This is a genomic window from Carnimonas bestiolae (assembly GCF_051251145.1).
In the GTDB taxonomy this organism is placed as follows: Bacteria; Pseudomonadota; Gammaproteobacteria; order Pseudomonadales; family Halomonadaceae; genus Carnimonas; species Carnimonas bestiolae.
In genome coordinates, this window is the sequence record NZ_JBPCZK010000002.1 from 15,921 (window position 1) to 37,894 (window position 21,974).

18 protein-coding genes are annotated in these 21,974 nt (G+C 56.6%); 7 read left to right on the top strand and 11 right to left on the bottom strand.

From position 1 onward, the window contains the following. Nucleotides 1–20 precede the first annotated feature (20 nt). Nucleotides 21–1,241, bottom strand: coding sequence for a methionine adenosyltransferase (gene metK, locus R84865_RS03475; RefSeq protein ID WP_435632776.1), 1,221 nt, complete (start codon nt 1,239–1,241; stop codon nt 21–23). A 686-nt stretch (nt 1,242–1,927) separates the two neighbouring features. Between metK and tkt the strand changes: the two genes are divergently transcribed. The 3 genes from tkt (at nt 1,928) to R84865_RS03490 (ending at nt 7,735) form a co-directional block, all read left to right on the top strand. After that, the gene (tkt, locus tag R84865_RS03480; RefSeq protein WP_435638839.1) at nt 1,928–3,919 is read left to right on the top strand and encodes a transketolase; all 1,992 of its coding nucleotides are present in this window, start codon (nt 1,928–1,930) and stop codon (nt 3,917–3,919) included. Nucleotides 3,920–4,043: 124 nt separating this feature from the next. Then, on the top strand, nt 4,044–5,207 hold the full coding sequence (locus R84865_RS03485; protein WP_435638840.1) for a phosphoglycerate kinase: 1,164 nt from the start codon (nt 4,044–4,046) through the stop codon (nt 5,205–5,207). A 362-nt stretch (nt 5,208–5,569) separates the two neighbouring features. Further along, the gene (locus tag R84865_RS03490; RefSeq protein ID WP_435638841.1) at nt 5,570–7,735 is read left to right on the top strand and encodes a TonB-dependent siderophore receptor; all 2,166 of its coding nucleotides are present in this window, start codon (nt 5,570–5,572) and stop codon (nt 7,733–7,735) included. Nucleotides 7,736–7,749: 14 nt separating this feature from the next. Here R84865_RS03490 and R84865_RS03495 read toward each other — a convergent pair whose 3' ends face one another. The 7 genes from R84865_RS03495 to R84865_RS03525 all read right to left on the bottom strand — a co-directional run bounded on the left by R84865_RS03495 (nt 7,750) and on the right by R84865_RS03525 (nt 13,658). Beyond that, a complete protein-coding gene (locus R84865_RS03495; protein ID WP_435638842.1) occupies nt 7,750–8,664 on the bottom strand; it encodes a metal ABC transporter substrate-binding protein in 915 nt (304 codons plus the stop codon). A 93-nt stretch (nt 8,665–8,757) separates the two neighbouring features. Further along, a complete protein-coding gene (locus R84865_RS03500; RefSeq protein WP_435638843.1) occupies nt 8,758–9,615 on the bottom strand; it encodes a metal ABC transporter permease in 858 nt (285 codons plus the stop codon). Continuing rightward, a complete protein-coding gene (locus R84865_RS03505; RefSeq protein WP_435638844.1) occupies nt 9,612–10,346 on the bottom strand; it encodes a metal ABC transporter ATP-binding protein in 735 nt (244 codons plus the stop codon). The genes R84865_RS03500 and R84865_RS03505 overlap by 4 nt, the downstream gene beginning before the upstream one ends. Then, nucleotides 10,343–10,504, bottom strand: a complete 162-nt coding sequence (locus R84865_RS03510) for a hypothetical protein (protein WP_435632783.1) — start codon at nt 10,502–10,504, stop codon at nt 10,343–10,345. Before R84865_RS03510 ends, R84865_RS03505 begins: the two co-directional genes overlap by 4 nt. 260 nt (nt 10,505–10,764) lie before the next feature. Then, nucleotides 10,765–12,129 carry an amino acid permease gene (locus tag R84865_RS03515; RefSeq protein ID WP_435632784.1) on the bottom strand — a complete coding sequence of 455 codons (1,365 nt, stop codon included), beginning with the start codon at nt 12,127–12,129 and terminating at the stop codon, nt 10,765–10,767. A 138-nt stretch (nt 12,130–12,267) separates the two neighbouring features. Then, nucleotides 12,268–12,768, bottom strand: a complete 501-nt coding sequence (locus tag R84865_RS03520) for a DUF192 domain-containing protein (protein WP_435638845.1) — start codon at nt 12,766–12,768, stop codon at nt 12,268–12,270. Between the two features lie 305 nt (nt 12,769–13,073). Then, complete coding sequence (locus R84865_RS03525; RefSeq protein ID WP_435638846.1) at nt 13,074–13,658, bottom strand: nitroreductase family protein; 585 nt, start codon at nt 13,656–13,658, stop codon at nt 13,074–13,076. Nucleotides 13,659–13,876: 218 nt separating this feature from the next. Here R84865_RS03525 and R84865_RS03530 point away from each other — a divergent pair, with 218 nt between their 5' ends. Next, complete coding sequence (locus R84865_RS03530; RefSeq protein WP_435632787.1) at nt 13,877–14,251, top strand: translation initiation factor; 375 nt, start codon at nt 13,877–13,879, stop codon at nt 14,249–14,251. 49 nt (nt 14,252–14,300) lie between these two features. Beyond that, complete coding sequence (locus R84865_RS03535; RefSeq protein WP_435638847.1) at nt 14,301–14,732, top strand: YbaY family lipoprotein; 432 nt, start codon at nt 14,301–14,303, stop codon at nt 14,730–14,732. 180 nt (nt 14,733–14,912) lie between these two features. On the opposite strand, the gene R84865_RS03540 is transcribed toward R84865_RS03535, so the two are convergent. After that, nucleotides 14,913–15,722 carry a ribonuclease T2 family protein gene (locus tag R84865_RS03540; RefSeq protein WP_435638848.1) on the bottom strand — a complete coding sequence of 270 codons (810 nt, stop codon included), beginning with the start codon at nt 15,720–15,722 and terminating at the stop codon, nt 14,913–14,915. A 232-nt stretch (nt 15,723–15,954) separates the two neighbouring features. Here R84865_RS03540 and R84865_RS03545 point away from each other — a divergent pair, with 232 nt between their 5' ends. Next, complete coding sequence (locus R84865_RS03545) at nt 15,955–17,172, top strand: MFS transporter (RefSeq protein ID WP_435637829.1); 1,218 nt, start codon at nt 15,955–15,957, stop codon at nt 17,170–17,172. Nucleotides 17,173–17,235: 63 nt separating this feature from the next. Here the strand turns inward: R84865_RS03545 and R84865_RS03550 are convergent, their stop codons facing one another. Together R84865_RS03550 and R84865_RS03555 are read right to left on the bottom strand one after the other, a co-directional pair. Beyond that, nucleotides 17,236–18,249 (bottom strand): LacI family DNA-binding transcriptional regulator, encoded by a 1,014-nt coding sequence (locus R84865_RS03550; RefSeq protein WP_435638849.1) that lies wholly within the window; start codon nt 18,247–18,249, stop codon nt 17,236–17,238. Nucleotides 18,250–18,734: 485 nt separating this feature from the next. Next, the gene (locus R84865_RS03555) at nt 18,735–20,165 is read right to left on the bottom strand and encodes a glutamine synthetase family protein (RefSeq protein WP_435632793.1); all 1,431 of its coding nucleotides are present in this window, start codon (nt 20,163–20,165) and stop codon (nt 18,735–18,737) included. A gap of 365 nt (nt 20,166–20,530) precedes the next feature. Between R84865_RS03555 and gltP the strand changes: the two genes are divergently transcribed. Beyond that, nucleotides 20,531–21,886: a glutamate/aspartate:proton symporter GltP gene (gene gltP / locus R84865_RS03560; RefSeq protein WP_435638850.1), complete on the top strand. Its 1,356-nt coding sequence runs from the start codon at nt 20,531–20,533 to the stop codon at nt 21,884–21,886. Nucleotides 21,887–21,974: the final 88 nt, after the last annotated feature.

The following is a 21,974-nucleotide window of genomic DNA, read 5'->3' on the forward strand; positions in this document are numbered from 1 at the left end:
GCCACTGAAACGTGGTGGTATCAGATACCCGCGCTTTTGCGCAGCGCTTCAGCCTTGTCCACTTTCTCCCATGGGAAGGCAGTGAAGGTTTCCGACTGACGCTTGCCTTGGGTATCGGTCCACTCGTAAGTGTGCTCGAAAGGCTCACGACCGAAGTGGCCATAGGCAGCGGTCAATTGGTACATCGGGTGGAGCAGATCAAGCATTTTGGTAATCGCGAAGGGACGCAGATCGAAATGCTCGCGCACCAGCTCGATAATGCGCGCGTCGGACACCTTACCGGTGCCGAAGGTGTTGATGGAAACCGAGGTAGGCTCGGCCACACCGATAGCGTAGGAGACCTGGATTTCACAGCGATCAGCAAGTCCTGCCGCCACCAGGTTTTTCGCCACGTAGCGACCTGCGTAGGCAGCGCTGCGGTCAACCTTGGACGGATCCTTGCCCGAGAATGCCCCGCCACCATGGCGCGCCATACCGCCGTAGGTATCGACGATAATCTTGCGGCCCGTCAGGCCTGCATCGCCTACCGGCCCGCCGATCACGAACTTGCCGGTCGGGTTGATGTGGAAGCGGGTGTTTTCGGTAATCCATTCTGCCGGAAGAACATCACGAATAATCAGTTCTTCTACCGCTTTCTTCAGTTCGTCTAATGAAACGCTTTCGTCGTGCTGAGTAGAGAGCACTACCGCATCGACCGCGTTTGGCTTGCCATCTTCACCATAGCTGAACGTTACCTGACTTTTTGCATCGGGACGCAACCAGTTCAGCGTGCCGTTCTTGCGCAGCTCGGACTGACGCTGCACTAACCGGTGGGCGTAGTACACGGGCGCCGGCATGAAGGTTTCGGTTTCGTTCGTGGCATAGCCGAACATCAACCCCTGATCGCCTGCCCCCTGATCTTCAGGCTTGGCGCGATCAACGCCTTGAGCAATATCCACACTCTGCTTGCCAATCATGTTGAGCACGCCGCACGTGTCGCCATCAAAGCCGACCTGAGACGAGGTATAGCCGATATTGGTAATGACTTTACGTACCAGCTCCTCAAGATCGACCCAAGCGTTGGTGGTAATCTCGCCTGCTACAATAGCAACACCTGTTTTAACGAGGGTCTCACACGCCACACGCGCTTGCTTGTCGCGTGCAATCAACGCATCCAGTACGGCATCGGAAATCTGATCGGCAATTTTGTCCGGGTGTCCCTCAGACACAGATTCAGACGTAAACAGAGAATACTCACTCATTAAATTCTTCGCCCTTATGTGGTTGTTAGCTAGATGATGCGGGGTGCACACGACACGCGCTTAAGCACTCGCCAGCGCCGAGCGCTGTGGAGCAAGCAGCCTAACGATGGCAAGAGGAACAAAGATGATCCAGAGAACCCACTGACAAGCTGCGCTCAATATAGACGGCTATTTGCCATCATCAATACGCACTCTAACATCATTGATAGTGGCGCCAGAGTCTACACCTAGCGCCAAAATGTGCCTAGCACGCGAACGGAATGAGGTTATTCGCCGACGTTTATGGCGCTATTAATAAGCGCACCCGGCATGCACCTGTGAATTTGCAACGGTTTACCCTTTTCGCACCTAACTGTTGAAAAGTGCGGTATAGGGACGCATCAAAGAGAAAGACATTTACTACGTGGTTGCGAAACCGGGTCGGTAGAACACAAAGAATAAAAGTGACGATGGCGTGAAAATCGCCTTCGGAGCTACACAGTCGCAGCATTCACCTCTATTCTAGTGAAACTCTATCGACTCTGCGGTGCCGCGGGCCATAGCGCCGGTGAACACCTCATGAATGCGCCCTGACACCAAAGGCCCATGGTAACCTGCGACAAAATTGCGTAAGTTTACTAACTAACCCGATCATTGGTGCGGAGCCACAATCTTCACTCACTGTGAACATCAGGAGTTTGTAAGTCATGCCATCACATCGTCAGCTAGCCAACGCGGTTCGCGCTCTCTCCATGGATGCCGTTCAGAAGGCCAATTCAGGTCACCCCGGTATGCCGATGGGAATGGCCGACATCGCCGAAGTGCTGTGGAACAACCACCTCAAGCACAACCCCGGCAATCCTCACTGGGCTGACCGCGACCGCTTTATTCTTTCCAACGGTCACGGCTCCATGCTGCATTATTCGCTGCTGCATCTGACTGGCTATGACCTGTCCATCGACGATCTCAAGCAGTTCCGTCAGACCGGCTCGAAAACTCCGGGCCATCCCGAATATGGTTACACCGACGGCATCGAAACCACCACAGGTCCGCTTGGACAAGGCCTGGGCAACGCCGTAGGTATGGCAATTGCCGAGCGCACGCTGGCAGCACAGTTCAACCGTGATGGCCACGACATCGTTAACCATCACATCTACACCTTCGCAGGTGATGGCTGCCTGATGGAAGGCGTAAGCCATGAAGTGTGCTCTCTGGCGGGCACCCTCGGTCTCGGCAACCTGACCGTTTTCTACGATGACAACGGCATCTCGATCGATGGCGAGGTCGCTGGCTGGTTCACCGACGATACCGCTGAGCGTTTCAAAGCGTACAACTGGCACGTGATTGGTCCTATCGATGGTCACGATGCTGAAGCCATTGACGCCGCTATCGTTGAATCGAAGAAAGTGACCGACAAACCCACGCTGATTATCTGCAAAACCGTGATCGGCTTTGGCTCGCCCAACAAGGCAGGCAAGGAAGAGAGCCACGGTGCTGCGCTGGGTGAAGACGAAGTGGCGCTGGCGCGTAAAGAGCTGGGCTGGGACTACCCCGCGTTCGAAATTCCCAAGGAATACTACGACGCATGGGACGCCAAAGAGAAAGGCGCCAAGCTCGAGAAAGAATACGACGAGAAGTTCGCCGCTTACGCCAAAGCGCACCCGGATCTGGCGGAAGAGTTCAAGCGTCGTGCTAACAAACAGCTGCCGAAAGACTTCGACGGCGCCGCGCTGATCAAGCAGTTCCAGGAAAAAGGCGAGAAAGTTGCGTCACGTAAGGCATCGCAAAACGTGCTCAACGAACTCGGCCCGGTACTGCCCGAATTCCTCGGTGGCTCTGCTGACCTTGCACCGTCCAACCTGACCTTCTGGAACGGCGCCAAAGCCATTACCAAGGACGACTTCTCTGGCGGCTACCTGCACTACGGCGTGCGTGAATTCGGTATGGGCGCCATTGCCAACGGTATCGCCGTACATGGCGGCTTCATTCCTTACGACGCCACCTTCCTGGTATTCGTCGAGTACATGTTCAACGCAGTGCGCATGTCCGCGCTGATGCACACGCAGATGGTGCATGTGTTTACGCACGACTCCATCGGTCTTGGCGAAGACGGCCCGACCCACCAGCCGATCGAGCAGCTCGAAGCCATGCGTGCGATTCCGAATCTGTACACCTGGCGCCCGGCCGACGGCGTTGAAACCGCTGCTGCATGGGTCGACGCTCTGCACCGCAACGATGCGCCTACCGCGCTGGCGTTGTCTCGTCAGGGGCTGGCAGTTCAGCCGCGCAACGACGAGCAGCTCGCCAACATTCGTCGCGGCGGCTACGTACTGCGCGACAGCGAAGGCACTCCGGAGCTGATTCTGATTGCGACCGGCTCGGAAGTAGGCCTGGCCGTCGACGCTGCCAAGGAACTGGAAGGCAAGGGCCGCAAGGTACGCGTTGTCTCCATGCCGTCTACCAACGTGTTCGACGACCAGGACGATGCCTACAAGGAATCGGTACTGCCGAAAAAAGTTCGCGCACGCGTTGCCGTAGAAGCAGCCTCCGTTAGCGGCTGGTACAAGTACGTTGGCCTCGACGGCAAGGTACTCGGCATGAACGGCTACGGCGAATCCGGTAAGGCTGAGGAGTTGTTCAAGCACTTCGGCTTCACCGTCGAGAACCTGGTCAAGATTTCCGAAAACCTGATCGGTTAATTGCGCGATCCGCGTGACTGATTAAATTCCGCCCCGCTGGTCGTGCACCAACGGGGCGGACGTATTTCTGGCCTCTACCGCAGAGCGCCTTGGGCAGAAACGAAAGCACTTCAGGAGCATGAATATGGCAGTGCGTAAATTGAGCGATATTGATCTCGCCGGAAAACGCGTTCTTATTCGCGAAGACCTTAACGTGCCAATCAAGGACGGCAAGGTCGCGTCGGACGCTCGCATTCGGGCAAGTCTCGACACTATCAAACAGGCAAGTCAGGCAGGCGCTAAAGTGCTGCTGCTTAGCCACTTGGGCCGCCCTACTGAAGGCGAATTTGAGCAGCAGTACAGCCTCGCCCCGGTTGCCGAGCGCCTTAGCGAGTTGCTGGGCCAGCCGGTACGGTTGGTACAGGATTACCTCGATAAAGCGCCAGAAGTCAGCGATGGCGAAGTCGTGCTGCTGGAAAACGTGCGCTTCAACAAGGGCGAGAAGAAAGACGAAGAAGCTCTGGCAAACGCCTACGCCAGCCTTTGTGACGTCTTCGTAATGGATGCCTTTGGCACCGCTCACCGTGCACAAGCGTCCACCCACGGCGTGGCGCGTTTTGCGCCCGTAGCGGTAGCAGGCCCGCTGTTGGCTTCCGAGCTTGGCGCATTGCATAAAGCGCTGGCCGAACCTAAACGCCCGATGCTCGCCATCGTGGGCGGTTCCAAGGTCTCGACCAAGCTGGAAGTGCTCAATGCGCTGTCGGATAAATGCGACAAGCTGATTGTAGGCGGCGGCATTGCCAACACCTTCATCGCAGCCGCCGGCTATTCGGTAGGCAAATCACTCTATGAAGCCGATCTGGTCGACTCCGCCAAGGCACTGATGGAAAAGGTAGATGTGCCTATTCCTGAAGATGTCGTTGTCGCCAAGGAGTTTTCTGAAAGTGCCGAAGCAACGGTCAAGCCTGTCGATCAGGTAGCAGACGACGAGATGATCCTCGATGTAGGCCCCAAAACAGCCGCTACCTTTGCCGCCAGTCTTAAAGACGCCGGCACGATTCTGTGGAACGGCCCAGTGGGCGTCTTCGAAATCGATCAGTTTGCCAACGGCACCAAGGCGCTATCGGAAGCGATTGCAGCCAGCGCGGGCTTCTCGATCGCAGGCGGAGGCGATACGCTCGCCGCCATCGACAAGTACGGCATCGCCGACCAAGTGTCCTATATCTCTACCGGCGGCGGCGCCTTCCTGGAATACGTGGAAGGCAAAACGCTACCGGCAGTCGCTGCACTCGAAGCGAAAGCCGACTAAATCGCGCGCTAACGCGTGCCAACGAACAGGGCGCTCCATTAGGAGCGCCCTGTTTTTGTGTTGAGAGCTTAATTTTTGCCACTGCGGCTGAACGGCGTATCCAGCTTTCTGCAGTTGCCATGCACCGTCGAAGAATCGCTGCTTTCTTAAGTTTTAGTTGTATTCATTCGCCATTCGAAATTTAATGCAAATGATAACTATAGTCATTTCAAGAGAACCCTATGGATACGCTTAACTCTGTCCTCCTGAAAAGTTGGCAGCGACACACCGTGCTTTTGCTCTTTACGCTCCCAGTGACAAACGCTTACGCCCAGCAGTCTCCTACCTCGACAAGCGGTGACGGTAGCACAAGATTACAAACCGTGATCGTGGAAGGCGCCGCCAACAACTACCAGAACAGCCACTATGTCGCTGGAGATACCCAGGTCGCGACAGGACTTCCGCTGAGTGCCAAGGAAACCCCGCAATCGGTCACGGTGATTACGCGCCAGCAGATGGACGACCAGAAAATGGAGAATCTGGATGACGTGCTCAATAACGTCACCGGAATCAGCTCGCAATCGATGGATAACGGCGGTCGCACGACGTTTCGCGCACGCGGCTTCGATATCAACAATTTCAAGATCGATGGACTGCAATTCGATGGCGTCAGCGGACTGAGCGGTACCGGCAACTCACTGAACATGGATCTTTACGATCACGTCGCGGTAGTACGGGGAGCCAATGGCCTGATGGGCGGCACCGGCGATCCTTCAGCGACAGTCACCATGGAGCGCAAGCGTCCTGGCTATAAACCCGCGCTAGATATCAAAGCCACTGGCGGCAGTTGGGGCAAGCGGCGAGTAATGCTCGATGGCAGTACGCCGTTGACCAGCGATAACCGCATCCGCGCGAGAACCGTGCTTAGCTATGAAAATTCGCGCACATTCCGCGAAAATGAGCGCATCAAGCGCTTTGGCGGATTGTTCAATATCGAAGCCGACCCCACCGATTCGACCCGCGTGAACATCGGTATTCAGCATGAACAGCTGCGCCACAACGGCGCGAGTTGGGGCAGCAACGTGCCGATCTGGTTCGCTGACGGCAGCAAAACCTATCTGCCACGAAAAACGAATCCTGCCGCCGATTGGAGCGCCCTTCACCAGCGCACGACCACGCTATTTTTCAATATCGATCAGGATTTGGGCAGTGAATGGAATCTCCACACTTCTTTCGCTCAGACTCATTCGCGCAACTTCAACAATTTGGGCGTAGCCAAAGTCAATAACGTGAAAGGCGGCTTCGGCGGCTTCTGGAATCCTGACGGCAGCGGTGCCGTGTTAAACGCTCTGCATTCCGAATCAAAAGCACGCCGTACAGCACTGGATGTCAACGTTGGCGGCCCCTTCACCCTGTTTGGCCATAGTCACGACCTGATTTTCGGCGCCAATGGCTACCGCGACGTCAATACCGATTACAGCTTCGGTCCTAAATATGGCAACTGCGGGATCGGCGACTTCACTCCATGGAACCCGAACGGCTGCCAATACCGTGCCGACAGTATTCCGGCGGCACCTTGGGACAAATGGCACGCAGGGGGCTATCCCAACTTCAATGCTCACCGCACCGATGCGCGCGATGTTACGCATACCGAAAACTACGGTGTTTACGTGGCGGGCCGTTTTACCCTGATCGATCCGCTCAAGCTGATTCTCGGAGCGCGTCTGAGCACTTACCGTACTTACAAGGACAGCTACGATCTTGATAACGCCAGAACGCGCGGCGATCGCACCACCTACCACGGCGAATTTACGCCTTACGCAGGTCTTGTGTTCGATATCGATGAGCACAACACGCTTTACGCTAGCTATACCGATGTCTTCAATCCGCAGAGCTCAGGAACCGAAGATGCGAACGGCACGCTGCTAGCGCCAGAGAAAGGCAAAAGCTACGAAGCAGGTTGGAAGACCAGCTTCCTGAATGATCGAGTGAATACCGAGCTGGCGTTCTTCAAAAACGAGAAGAGCAACGTTGCAGAAGACACGGGCGTGCCAAACGCTACCACCGGTCGTGATATCTATCGCACCGTCGATGGAGTGACATCGAAAGGCATTGATGCTGAAATCAGCGGTGAGATTACGCCCGACTGGCATCTGTTTGCAGGCTACACCTACCTGACCACCAGCGGGCTGGACTACCGCCAGGACCCGCACCACATGTTCAAGTCGTTCACCACGTACCGGCTACCCGGTGCGCTCGACCGCTTGACGGTAGGGGGTGGCGTTATGCTGCAAACCTCTCGCGAATGGTCGACCAACCCGGGCCGTCCCGATGGCAAAGGCGGCTACGATAAACACAACCTGAAAACCGGCAGCTATACCCTGGTCAACCTGATGGCGCGCTACGATATTACGGATCGCCTGACGGCTACCGTGAATATCGATAACCTAACCGATCGCCGCTATTACCAGCAGTACGGTTTTTACGACGGCATGCTGTTTGGCGCGCCACGTTCGGTAACCGCATCACTCGACTATCGCTTCTTCTGACAGCGTTCCGCGTATTAGTGGTGGTCGCCCTTCATGGCGGCCACCATCTGAGCGGTGTTGTAGCGCATCATCGAGAGATAGTCGGCAGCGGGGCCCTTAGCGGAAGAGAGCGATTCTACATAAAGCTCTCCGCTGGGCTTGGCACCGGTAGCGGCGGCTATCTGGGTCACCAAGCGAGGATCATTGGCGTTCTCGAAGAAGTAGGCGCTAATGTGTTCACGCTTTATCTGGCTGATAAGCGCTGCCACATCGCGTGCCGACGCTTCGGAAGACGTAGAAAGGCCTTGCGGCGACAGGAAATTAACGCCATAAGCATGGCCGTAATACCCCAGCGCATCGTGCGAGGTCAGCACCTTGCGCTGCGCCTTGGGAACACTCTTGATAGCGCTACGAATATCACTGTCGAGCTGATCCAACTGGCGGCGGTAGCGCGTGGCATTGGCTTTGTAGGTCTCTGCGCCGGCCGGATCTTTCTTCTCCAGCGCTTGCTCAATGTTGTTTACCCACAGCTTCACGTTCGACACGTTGTTCCACACATGAGGATCGGTGCCGCCATGGCGATGCTGATCATCGTCTTCTTCCGCAGCCTTGATCGGCTTGATACCTTCCGACACGGTGATGGCGTGCGACTTGTAGCCCGAGGCCGTCACTAGCCTATCGAGCCAGCCTTCTAGACCAAAGCCGCTAAGAAACACCAGATCAGCGTTATTCAGACGACCGGCATCACGTGGCGTAGGTTCGAACTCGTGAGGATCACCGTCGGCGGGTACCAGCGAGCTGACTTTTACGCGGTCACCGCCCACCTGCTTGACGACATCGCCCAATACCGAAAACGACGCGACAACGTTGAGCGGCGCTGCGTTAGCAGAGCCAATACTCGCCACCAGCGCCGCGCCCGCCACTACCAGGGAAAGAAAGAAGTTTCTCATCACCGTGATCATCACTCATGTAAAGCTTGGATTAAGAATGTTATGAAATAACATTCTTATTGAAGACGCAAGCCCGCGCTGGTAATAATCGCCCTACCGATGATGACGCCCCAACAGTCCACCCGGAGCGATTACCAGCGATACCAGGTAGAAAACGCCTGCCGACAGTACGATAGCAGGACCAGAGGCGATGCCGGCATTGAACGACACCACCAGCCCGATAAGGGAAGCAGCACAGCCGACCAGCACCGACAGCAGCAGCATGCTGCCCAGCGCCGATGTCCATAGCCGGGCCACCAGTGCGGGCAACATCATCATGCCTACCGCCATCAGGGTACCAAGCGACTGGAAGCCTGCGATCAGGTTAAGCACGACCAGCAATAAGAACACATGATGTGCCCAGCCACCGCGGCCTTTAACGGCGCGCAGGAACTCTGGATCGAAGCATTCCATCACCAACGGCCGATAGATGACCGCCAGCATCAGCAGCGTTATCGAGCTGATGCCCGCAATTAGATAAAGCGTGGGGGCATCGATGGCCAGGATGGTGCCGAACAGCACATGCAGCAGGTCGATGCTTGAGCCGCGCAGCGATACGATCATTACCCCGCCGGCCAGCGATATAAGATAAAAGCCGGCGAAGGAGGCATCTTCACGCAAGCGGCTGCGACGGCTGGTAAAACCGGCCAGCATGGCTACCAGCAGCCCCGCCACCAGGCCACCGATGCCCATCGCCCACAGCGATAGCCCCGCAATCAGATAACCAATTGCCGCACCCGGCAGTACCGCGTGGCTAAGCGCGTCCCCCATCAGGCTCATGCGCCGCAGCAGCAGCAGCACGCCCACCGGCCCTGCGCTGATGCTGAGGGCAAACCCCGCGATCAGCGCGCGCCGCATAAAACCGAAATCGGTGAAGGGCATCCACAGCGTTTGGTCGAGCCAATCAATCACAAGCGGTTTCCTTCACTCTGTCCAATGCCACCGCTCATACCCAGCGCTTGCTGGAGGTGCTCGGTGCTGAGCACTTGCTCACTGCTACCCCAGGCGATCTGGCGCCCCGCCAGCAGCAGCGTGGCGGGGAAATGGCGCATTACCTGATTGATATCGTGTAGCACTGCGACAATGGTGCGGCCCTGCTGATGCCACTCACACACCAGCGCCAGCAAATCACGAGTTGTTGCAGCATCAACACCGGCGAAAGGCTCATCGAGCAGCACCATGTCGGCATCTTGCAGCAGCAGACGAGCAAACAGCACCCGCTGAAACTGCCCCGTGGACAATGCGCCAATCGAGCGCTTGCTGATATCGTCGAAGCCTACCCGATGGAGCGCGTCGGCCACCTGACGCCGCCACTCGCGCTGCTTGAGAGCACCAAAGCCGCCCACGCGCTGCCAGGCGCCCATGGCCACCACTTCGCCCACGCTGACGGGAAAAGAGTGATCAATGGCTGCTTGCTGTGGCAAATAGGCGATATCCAGATCATGCGGTGTGCGCACGATGCTACCTTGAGCGCTGGGCAGCAGGCCCATCATGCTTTTGAGCAGGGTCGATTTACCCGCGCCGTTAGCACCCATTATCGCCGTCATGCTGCCGCGTTCGAAGCTGCCGTGAATGCCGCTCAGCACTGCCCGCCCACCGCGCTTCACGGTGAGATTATCGAGCGTTACCAATGCCTCACTCATGGCAGTTGCACCGCCCAGTAAACGGCTAGCCATAGCGGTAAACACAGCACGATAGCCGCCAGAGAACGCGCCACTACCGACAGCGTAAGCACTGAAATGGGCTTGCCGCTGGGCGCTGTGCGGCGCTGCCGCTGCGAATGTTGAGAGTCAGAGGTCATAAAAGACAACGTTATACTATATCTGTAAATAATCGTTCGGCGGGGCTATTGGTTACCGTTACCGCCACCGCTAATGCTGTTACTTCCGGCTAGCCCGCCCCATGCTCGACCCAAAAGGCCACAGCCCTTGGCCGCGCGGGACGCACTATTCCGCGCTATGGTAGCAAGAACTGCTGCGTATCGCGCAAGACAACGGCTAAGCGTGCTCACCTACAGGGGCCGTGCGCACCTCGGCCAGCCGTGACAGCCACACTGCGAGCTCACTGCCTGCTTCTGGATGCCGCCATCAATTTCCACGCAACGCCCAGCAGCACCAGCCAGCCAATGCCCGCATAAAGCGCTATGCGCGTATCAGCGGAATAACCAATCAGCACAATGGCCAGTACCATAAACAGCAGTGCGAAGATCGAACTGGCCGGATACAGGAACAACGGAAATGCCAGCTGCTTGCGTTCATCGGCACTCAGGCGACGCCGCATCGACATGTGAGCCACCAGAATGGCCATCCACACCCATAGTGTCGCGAAGGTAGCCAAAGAAGCGATCACTTCGAATACGCGGTCAGGAATCAGGTAATTCAGCAGCACGCCGACCAGTAGCGCGAATGCCATCGCGACCACCGTGACCCAGGGTATTCCCGCGGAAGAAATCGATTGAAACGAACGCGGTGCCTGCCGCTGACGGCTCAGATCGTACATCATGCGACCGGCACCGAAGACATCACTGTTGATTGCCGACAGCGACGCGCTAATCACAATCACGTTGAAAGCGATGGCCGCCCAGCCAATTCCCAGATGCTCAAACATGCCCACAAAGGGGCTGCCGCCCGAGCCTATCTGCTGCCACGGTTGCACCGACATCAGCACAAACAGCGTGCCCACGTAGAAGATCAGGATTCTGAACGGGACCGAATTGATCGCCTTGGGCAACGCCTTGCGCGGATTGTCGGTTTCTCCCGCGGTAATCCCGATCACCTCGATGCCGCCAAATGAGAACATCGCAAGCGGCAGCGCTAGCAGCACGCCTTCCCAACCAAAGGGTAAAAGCCCGCCATGCTGCCACAAATTGGAAATACCGGTGGGCACGCCGTCGGCCGTTCCCACGCCCCACACAATGACTGCACACCCCGCCGCTATCATGGCAATAATGGCCGCCACCTTGAGCGCCGATAGCCACACTTCCAGTTCGCCGAACACTCGAACACTGAGCAGGTTGAGCGCGGCGATGAAGAACACCACCGAGAGCACCCACACCCAGCGCGCCACCTCGGGAAACCAACTGCTCATGTAAAAACCGAAGGCGGTCACATCGGCAATGGCGACGATTACCATCTCGAAACAGTAGGTCCACCCCGTTACAAAACCGGCGAAGGGCCCCAGATAATCGCTGGCGTAGCGCCCGAACGACCCGGCAACCGGATGGTGCACGGCCATTTCCCCAAGTGCACGCATCACCACGAACACCGCTGCTCCGGCCACCATATAGGCAAGCAGTACCGCAGGGCCGGCCAGCCTGATGGCGTCAGAGGAGCCATAGAAAAGCCCGGTGCCAATGGCTGAGCCTAACGCCATGAAGCGAATGTGGCGCACTTTCAAGTGGCGTTTTAGTGATTCGTTTTGCGACATGGGGATTCCACTGCAATAGCGCGACGACAAAGCGAGTGATCCCTCCGCAACCTTTCAAGGCTTCAGAGTGACCTCAGAAAAACCTGCGCATACTACCAAACCCTGCCGCAGCTCACCACGGCACCGCCGCAAGGGCGATCATTTAGCAGGCAGAACTACGCGATCCCCCGCTCCAATTCGATGCTCGGCGAAATAGCCGCCGGCCATCTCAAGCGCCGCGACATAGGGCACATCAGGGCGAAAAATCGGGCACTCTTGCGCCTTCGAGGCTCGACATGGCGGCATTGTGAAGGTACGAGTGATCACACCGTGACGGTCTATGAACGCAATATCCAAGGGGATCAGCGTGCGATACATCCAGTAGCCGTTGCCCGCAGGCTGCTCGTGGCCGAGATAGCTAAACAGCATGCCATGAGCATCGGCAAGCTTGCTGCGATTCATCAATCCCAGCTCGCGCTGTTCCGGCGTCTCAGCGATTTCTGCGGTTACCTTCTGCGTCCCCTGTGCGGTGATAATCTTGACAGGTGCAGTGGTAGCGGCATAGGACGCTCCCGCCAGCAATGGACATAGCAGCACGGCCTTCAATGCGCGTTGCAGTCCAACCGTGATAAGCGCGCCCATCATGCTTTTTCCCTTCATGCTTCTCTCCTTCCACCGCCAAACGAGATACAGCCGCCTCTCGCCATCACCAGCAGTGAATTTTTATTGAGTGCAATGCACGGCTCACGGCTCACGGCTCACGGCTCACGGCTCACGGCTCACGGCTCACGGCTCACGGCTCACGGCTCACGGCTCACGGCTCACGGCTCACGGCTCACGGCTCACGCAGGCAGTGTACGCTAGCGCCCGTCGTCAAATACGCATATTTTCGATAAGCAAAAAATTCCCCCGGCACCATACACTGCCGAGGGAATCGCGAGTGCGCAGGACGTCGCGCTGGTGGCTTATTCCTTGAAACCAATGCCTTCGAAAATCGTTTCTTCGATCGGGCGACGATCGCTGGGCGCTTCCTTGGCTTGCAGCCCTTCGGGTAGCTCCGCCTTATCGCCGCGCTTGCCCACGGCAATGACCGCTTCCACCGAGTAGGTTTCCGGCACCTTGAGAGTGGCCGCGATTTTTTCCTTATTGATGCCGGTCATGCCGTGCGTTACCCACCCCAGCTTTTTTGCCTGAAGGGCAAGACTCGCCCAAGCGGCGCCGGTGTCGAAGGCATAGCTTGGAAACTCGACTTCCGCCTGCGAAGTGATGGTGATTTTTTTGGCCAGTACCACAATCAGCGCCGACGCATTTTTTGCCCAGCTCTGGTTAAACTCAATCAAAAAATCGAGGTAGGTGTTAAAGCTCTCGCTACCCTTCTTGGCATAAGAGAATCGCCACGGCTGAACGTTGAAAGCGGAAGGTGCCCAACGCGCTGCTTCGAACAGCGTGAACAACGTCTGGTCGTCGATGGCTTCGCCAGTAAGCGAGCGCGGTGACCAGCGATTTACAAATAGCGCATCGGCGGGATACTGCGGATGACGTTCCGACATAGCGTTGCCTCGTTAGATGGTGCGAAGAAAATGCGTCACGGCATCGACAATAGGCTTCGGGCATTCAGCCCAAGGCGCGTACTGCACAGCGCCAGCGACAGTTAAACCACTTAAACATGGAGTACCGTCACGCACAAAGTAAAGACTGTTCTGCTACTGTTTTTATTCCATTACCGCCACTGATATGCTCATCGGCATACATTTAGCAGGTAACTCAGATGTCATCGTTAAAGGATCAGTTGCAGGGCCACTTCGGGTCGCGCCCTGTGTACTCCACCGAGCAAGGCGATCTGCGCGAAAACGAAGCGGATCAGCAGCGTCAGGCGCAGGATCAGCAGCGACTTGCTGAACTCGACGGCATCGTGCGCATCCGTCGTGAAACCTCTGGCCGCAAAGGTAAGGGTGTTACCACCATCGAAGGCGTGCCGCTTGCCGAAGAAGAACTTAAATCGCTCGCGGCAACGCTTAAGAAACGCTGCGGCAGCGGCGGTTCGCTGAAAGGATACATTATTGAAATCCAGGGCGATCATCGTGACACCGCTAAGGCGCTGCTTGAAGCACAAGGTTTCAAGGTAAAACTGGCAGGCGGCTGAGTAGTAGCCCTGTCAGACCGCCCTCGGCGCCCCCTCTTTTGATATTCGAATGGACATTGCTATGCACCCGATGATTCGCCCCGCTCACTTCCGCACGCTACTGCTCGCTGGCACGCTAGGCTTACTGAGCGGATGCTCCTGGATGCCCTTCACGGGTGGTCCCGACTGGCAAACCCTCAATGGTACGGTGGGGCTATCCGACTCATCCAAGGTACAGCAGGGCCAGATTCATTTGTCGCTGGTCGATCAGGATGACGGCGGCAGCCGCGTCGCGGTGACCCAACAGCGCGTTACCGGTACCTGGCCTGAACACTTCGAGCTGATGTACGACCACAACGGCATCGACACCAGCCACCATTACGCACTTAAAGGCAGCCTCGTAATTGATGGCAAGCTTCGCTATGTAGAGCGTGAAGCTGTTCCTGCGCTCACCCAAGGCGCGCCTGAAAGCGCCGTCCAACTGGTGCTAATACCCCGCTAGCAGAAAACCCCAGCGTCTCCGATATCGGAGACGCTGGGGTTTTTCATTCACATAGAGAGCCTTCTGGCGCTGGCCGATCTTCCCCGGCTGCCAATAGCACCGATATCAACCTCGCCGGGTCGAGATTAGTATGCTATTCAGCGTGCCGCTTACGCGTGGCAGCTATTCAGAACCTGCATCTCACAAGCTCACATTTTGCCCGCAGCGACCGTTACCCGCCTTGCCGAAGCTATTGCTGGCGGGGAAGTTGTCCAACTGGTTGCCATTGATACCGATGCGCAGCTCAGTCAGACGGTCATCGCGATCGCACATCAGCATCAGCGCTTTGCTGCTGGTGTGAAAGGTGGAACCAAAGGTAGAAAGGATGTCCTGACGCGCCACCTGCTGACCACGGTGATCGGCAAGCCATTGGCCGAAGCGGCTGTCGTTCACCGCATCGAAGAGCTTGATCGCGTGGCCAAAATATTGGTCAGCAGAGATATTGAAACACGCCCCATGCTTCGCATATTCATGACGATCAAGACAGCTCTGCTCACCGGGCATTGCTTTCGCCAATGCTGAGGAAGTGCTGCGTTGCAGCTCGGGCTTGGAGAATGAGCAGAAGCTGCCGCTATGCTGATGATCGACAGCGAAGCAGCCCTCACTGTTCCAGGTATGACGATTAACCCCACGCTGCGCCAACTCCTTCGGCACACCGGGCCAAAAGCCGTGCAATGCGAGCGTAGTGCTGCTGTGACGGCACTCGGGGCGCTGCTTGCGGCTATCGCAAAAACCCGGCTGCCAGCTGATGGCCAGCGTGAAGTCGTTGACCGCCGCAAAATCCAAAGGCGTGTCTCCACCCGCCGATGAAGACTCTGCCTGCTGCTTACCACCGCCGTGATGAGAGGACGGCGAAGAGTGCTCACCGTACTGGTTCCACAGCGTCCATACTATCAATACCAACACCCACACTACCGCCAGGGCGATTTTCTTCGTGTGCTTCTTGTTCATCTTGCTGTCCTATCAGTGCAAAATAACGCTCTAATGAGCCTGTGCGAATGCGCTTTTCATATAATCAATGAGCGCCATTACAGTTGCAGCCGCGTCGCCCCTTTGCGACATTGCCTAGACATGGCAGCCATGCTTAGGCGTAAATTGACCATGACAACGCGAAACTGCGGCGCAACGACCGCACAGATGCTTGCCATACTTCAGCGTCTTGTTTTCAAGGAATCTGGCGACCGTGTCCGATACACACTCTTCTTCGTATGACGCCGTGACGGATCACTCCGATGCGCCGCAAGAGCCTCAGCAAAGCACGTCGAGCCCTTACCGCCGAGCGTCCATCGCCTTTTTCTTCGCGCTGTCGGGGCTAGCGATGTCGAACTGGGCCGTGCGCTTGCCCGATATCCGCCGCACCCTGGCGATCAACGATGCACAAATTGGCCTGCTACTGCTGTGTCCAGTGGTAGGCTCACTGGGACTGACGCTGCTATCCAGCTATCTGATTGGTGCCTTCGGCAGCCGCCGTACTACGCGTATTGGCGCCTATCTGATTGTGTTGTCGCTGGTGCTGATTGGCTGGTCGCCCAACCCGTACACGCTGGGCGGTGCGCTGCTAGTGTTTGGGGCAGGCATGGGGCTAATGAACATCTCGATGAACGATCAGGCCTCGAGTCTTGAGCGCCGCTACCGGCGGTCGATTATGTCATCGTTTCACGGCATCTTCAGCCTTGGCGGCATGATCGGCTCACTCAGCGGCGGCGCGCTGGCCAGTATTGGGCTGATTCCCGCCTACCACCTCACCATCATCGCGGCGCTGCTGTTTGTGGGAATCCTGGTCAGCAAACGACTGCTGATCAAACCGCAACCACGCCAGCAAAGCGCTAAAGGCCCGCTGTTCGTGATTCCTAAAGGGCGGCTGTGGCTAGTCGGCGGCATTGCGGCTGCGACGGTGTTTGTTGAAGGCTCGATGGCCGATTGGTCATCGCTGTTCCTGACAGAAGCGGGCTCCTCTACCGGCTTTGCGGCATTGGGACTAGCGGTATTTACCGGCTCGATGGCGGTGGGCCGCCTCTTAGGTGACAAGTGGATCGATGCCGCTGGGCCACGGCTGGCGCTACAGGTGGGCGGCGCGCTTGGTATTATCGGGCTCGCCATTGCAGTGATATTCGCCACCCCGATTACGTCGTTGGTTGGCTTCGTGCTGGCAGGACTAGGTATGGCGTCACTGTTCCCCTGCTTGATTGGCCTGGCAGGCAAAACACCCGATATGGAGCCCTCTCAGGCTATCTCGTCAGTCGCCATGATGGGCTACGTCAGCATGATGGGCGGCCCGCCGATGCTCGGCTTTCTCTCCCACGCGGTGGGCTTGCGGCTGGCCTTCGTTGCGCTGCTGCTGTCGTCCATCGTGATTGTGGCTCTGGCGAGCCCCGCTGCGCGAAGCAATGCGCCCAAGTAACAACGGCAGATAACATTGCTCGCGCGGCGGCGTCTTAATTGCCTTTGCCAGCCTGCCCGCTGTTTAGCTAGCGGGGCAGGTATCGCCGTAAATCAGCGTTCCTGCCAGCACGACTCGCCGCCGGGTATCCTTGCCTAGCACCATATTGGCGGCAATTTCGCCCTTGGCACGGCTATCCTGATACACGGTGGTCAAGCAAGGAAAGCGCCCCTGCCCTTCACTGGTGCCGTCAAAGCCAACCAACCGCAGTTGCTCGGGAACCGTAACGCCCATGCGCTCAGCCAAACGCAGGGCTTCAAGGGCCAAGGAATCACTCATGCACAGCAACAAGCGCGGCTGATGTTGATCGATGCACTGCGCTAGCTGAGAAGGAATTCGGTCACGAGTACGTACACTGACATCGATGATCGGCACTTGCTGCGGAGAAAAACCAGCTTCGCCAAGCGCCTTATGCATGGCGTTCAGGCGGCGGAACTGCTGTAACTCTGGACCTTCCTGGCAGCGATGCAGGTTGAACGAGAGAATGAGGGGTGAAAATTCGCGCGGGGTATTGGCCAACGCCCAGCGCGTGATAGCGTAGGTCGTCGAATAATCATCGATCATCACGCTGGGCAGCTCACCGAATTCGACTTCGACGGAGACCGCGGGAATATCACGCTGCCTGAAGTTTTCGGCGACGCCTATATCGCGTGCCAAGCCGGTGATAATGACGCCGTCTACCGCGGGATAGCGGCCGCCCTCTGACAGCGATGCTTCTGGCAGCAGCACCATGCGATAGCCGTAGCGATCCAGCACGCCGCCCACTCCAGCGAGAAAACGGTTGGCCACCGGATCGTCGAAGCAAAAACGCAGCGACTCAGGAAGCACCACGCCAATCACATTGGTCTTGCCAGTGCGCAGACTGCGGGCGGTTTCATCGGGCCCGGCGTAACCAAGAGCAGCGGCCTGATCGAGAATGCGCTCGCGCAGCGAGGCCGACAACTGATCGGGACGATTGAACGCATTCGATATGGTCGTTACGGAAACATTCAGCCGCGCGGCTAAATCATTAAGCGTCAGCTTGTTCCGATAGGGCATGAAACCTTCCCTTATCCTTCGAAAAATTACCGCACATGCAGTGCAAACTGCGAGGCATCGACGGCGTGCGCGCTACAAAGTGGCGGCTCTGTTAAGCGCATGGTGAGTCTTCCATCAATGCAGCTGCAGAAACCCGGCTACTCGGTCGCTGCTAGCTAACCTGAACGATTCGTACCGCCATTCAGCTCAGCATAGTGACATTATTACGCAACTTGAGCAGCACAAAAAAGGCACTGCGCTGCAATTATGCCCACCGTATGGACGCGATTCAGCGACACCAAAACGCATCACCGCAAAAAGTTCGTTGCCCGCTTTACGATGCCGCCACGGTTTTCCTCAGCGCGCCCGCCTGTATGGAAAGAGCGATTACAGCGGAAATAGTTCACTTTGCGGGCACGATTTCGCGGACACAAGAAAGCCGCTGGTGACTACCAGCGGCTAGAGAGAACGGCCATCGCTTGCTTTCTACGCGACCAAGCGCTCAATCAGGCAAGCTTCAAGAGCCAGTCCAATTCGAGATCGGTAATCTCACGTTCGAAGCGGTTCAGCTCATCTTCCTTGCACAGGCGATAGCTTTCGATGAACGACTCGCCGAGGTACTGCGCAAGCGCCGAGCTTTGCGCCAATCGCGCCAATGCGTCGCCCTCCCTGATAGGCAGCGGAATTCCGGGGCTATCGAGGCCATTACCTTCAATAGGGGCAGGCAAGGGCAAAGCGTTATCCAGCCCATACAGCACCGACGCCACCAACGCCGCTACCACCAGATAAGGGTTGGCATCAGCTCCAGCAACGCGATGCTCGATGCGGTAATCGCGCTGCCCACTGCGAGGAATACGCAGTGCTACGGTGCGGTTGTTATACCCCCAACTCGCCTGCGTTGAGACATACATGCCCGGCTGGAAGCGACGGTAGGAGTTTACGTTAGGCGCGAACAGTGCCATCGAATCCGGCATTAACGCCAACATACCGGACAGCGCCTGCTCCATTACGCGAGTATTCTCGAGATCGTCATCACTCAAAACATTATTGCCGGCATCATCCACTAGACTGATATGGATATGCATGCCGTTACCCGCATGCTCGCTGTACGGCTTGGCCATGAAGGTAGCCTGTAGTCCATGTCGCTCGGCTACCTGACGAATCAGACGCTTGAGCATTAGCGCGTCGTCGCAGGCTTTCAATATGTTCTGGGAATGGTGCAGATTAATCTCGAACTGACCGGGTGAGGCTTCAGCGACGGCTCCTTCAGCCGCAAGCCCTTGCTCGGCGGCCAATCGATCAATCTCTTCGAGCACGCAGGAAAACTCGTCGAGGTTGTCGAGCGAATATACCTGCGCCTGCTCACTGCGTTCGTGCGTGGTAGGAGAACAGGGCGGCTGCAGCTCGCCATCGTCGGAACGCTGCCGGTCTAGCAGATAGAATTCAAGCTCAACGGCCACCACTGGGTGTAGTCCGCGATCCTTCAGTTGCTGCCATACGTTCGCCAGCACATTGCGTGGCTCGTGACGATGGGCTGAGCCGTCTTCTTCGAGCATGGTCAATAACAGCTGCGCGTTGTGATCGGGATCCGTGGCGACCGGCACCAGCGTGCCCAGTACCGGTTTACACAGCAGATCAGGTTCACCGGCATCGAGGCCGAGTCCAGTTTTCTCGACCACATTGCCCAGCAGGTCCATGGCAAAGATTGACGAAGGTAAATAACAGCCATCGACCAGTTTCTTGACCGCATCCACCGGTAGTCGCTTACCGCGAAAAATGCCGTTTAGATCGGCGAGCAATAGATCAACATGAACGGTGTCGGGGTGAAGCTCTAGATAGCGAGCCACTTCTTGCGCGAAACCGGCTGCCGGCTCAGGCGCTTGCTGTTCGTTCGAAACGCTATCAGGAACGCTGACCACTGGTGAACTCGATGGCATGGCAACTCTCACTCTCGTTGTTTTTTGGAAAAAATAACTTCCAATTGACTTCAGCATAGAGCGCATGGAGAGTTTCACACAAGAGCAAATTCGACTAATGTACGCCAAAAGGCGGATTTCGACGCAACTGAATGGACGATATTTGTTCCATCTTCACGTCGTTTGCTCTTTATCCGACAGCCCTCCTCATCATCACTTATCGTTCCCGCGTTACGTGTTCTCTATCACCTCATTAAGGCTTAAGCATCTTCTTCTTTGGAATAAATGTACAAATAGCCACCCTCGTGTAGGATGAAGCCTCTAACAACTACAAATAATTTGGCGTACTCGCCTCCCTCCTTTCCCGCATATAGAGATAGCTGTTTATGGCAACAAAACGCATAAAGGCACCAGGACTTGCCTGGCAAATTCTGATTGGTTTGATTCTGGGCATTGTGCTCGGAGCGCTGCTGCATAATCACCCTGAAACCCGTGACTGGGCAGTGGGTTCCATTTTGCAGCCCGCCGGCGATATTTTCATTCGCTTGATTAAAATGATCGTGGTGCCGATTGTTATTTCATCGCTTATTGTCGGTATTGCCGGCATGGGCGACGCCAAGAAGCTGGGAAGAATAGGTCTACGCACCATTCTCTACTTCGAAGTCATTACCACCATCGCCATCGTGATAGGTCTATTGCTGGCCAATCTCTTCCACCCCGGTTCGGGCATCGATATGTCGTCGCTATCGACGGTGGATATCTCGAGCTACACGGAAACCACCAAGGAAGTCGAACAGGGACACGGCTTTGCCGACACGCTGTTGAGCCTGATTCCTACCAACGTGGTGGCCGCGCTCGCCAATGGTGACATGATCGCCATTATCTTCTTCTCAGTGCTGTTCGGGCTGGGGCTGGCCGGTCTGCCCAATGAGCTGCGCGATCCATTCCTGACCATCATGCGCGGCACTTCCGAAGCGATGTTCCGTGTTACCAACATGATCATGCGCTATGCACCGATTGGGGTGTTCGCGCTGATTGCCGTCACGGTCGCCAACTTCGGCTTCTCATCGCTGATACCGCTGATCAAACTGGTGGCGCTGGTGTACGCAGCCATTCTGTTTTTCGCGCTGGTGATACTGGGTGGTATTGCACGCGTGTGCGGCATCAACATCTTTACCTTGATTCGCATCCTAAAGGACGAGCTGCTGTTGGCCTACTCCACGTCCAGTTCGGAAACCGTACTGCCGCGAATCATGAAGAAAATGGAAGACTTTGGTGCGCCCAAGGCGATTACCAGCTTCGTTATTCCGACCGGCTATTCGTTCAACCTGGATGGCTCGACGCTCTATCAAAGCATCGCGGCAATCTTCCTGGCGCAGCTTTATGGGATTGATCTCAGCATTGGTCAGCAGATTACGCTGGTAGTCACGCTGATGGTAACGTCGAAGGGTATTGCAGGGGTACCGGGGGTATCCTTTGTGGTACTGCTGGCAACGCTGGGTAGCGTAGGGATACCGCTCGAAGGACTTGCGTTTATCGCCGGTGTCGACCGCATCATGGATATGGCACGCACCGCGCTGAACGTAGTCGGCAATGCGCTTGCTGCAATTGTTATCGCCAAATGGGACGGTAGCTACGATGCCAACAAGGGCGAGCACTACTTCGAAACTCGCGCTGAAGAGAAGGTCGCACGACGCGAACGACGAGAAGCACGTCGCGAGCATCGCCGCACTCACGACTAACCCGTGCACGGCGGTGTCAGCATAAGTAACGGCTGGCACTGCCTGAACGGCCTTGGTTAACCACTAAAAAGCGCTTTCCGAGCCCTAC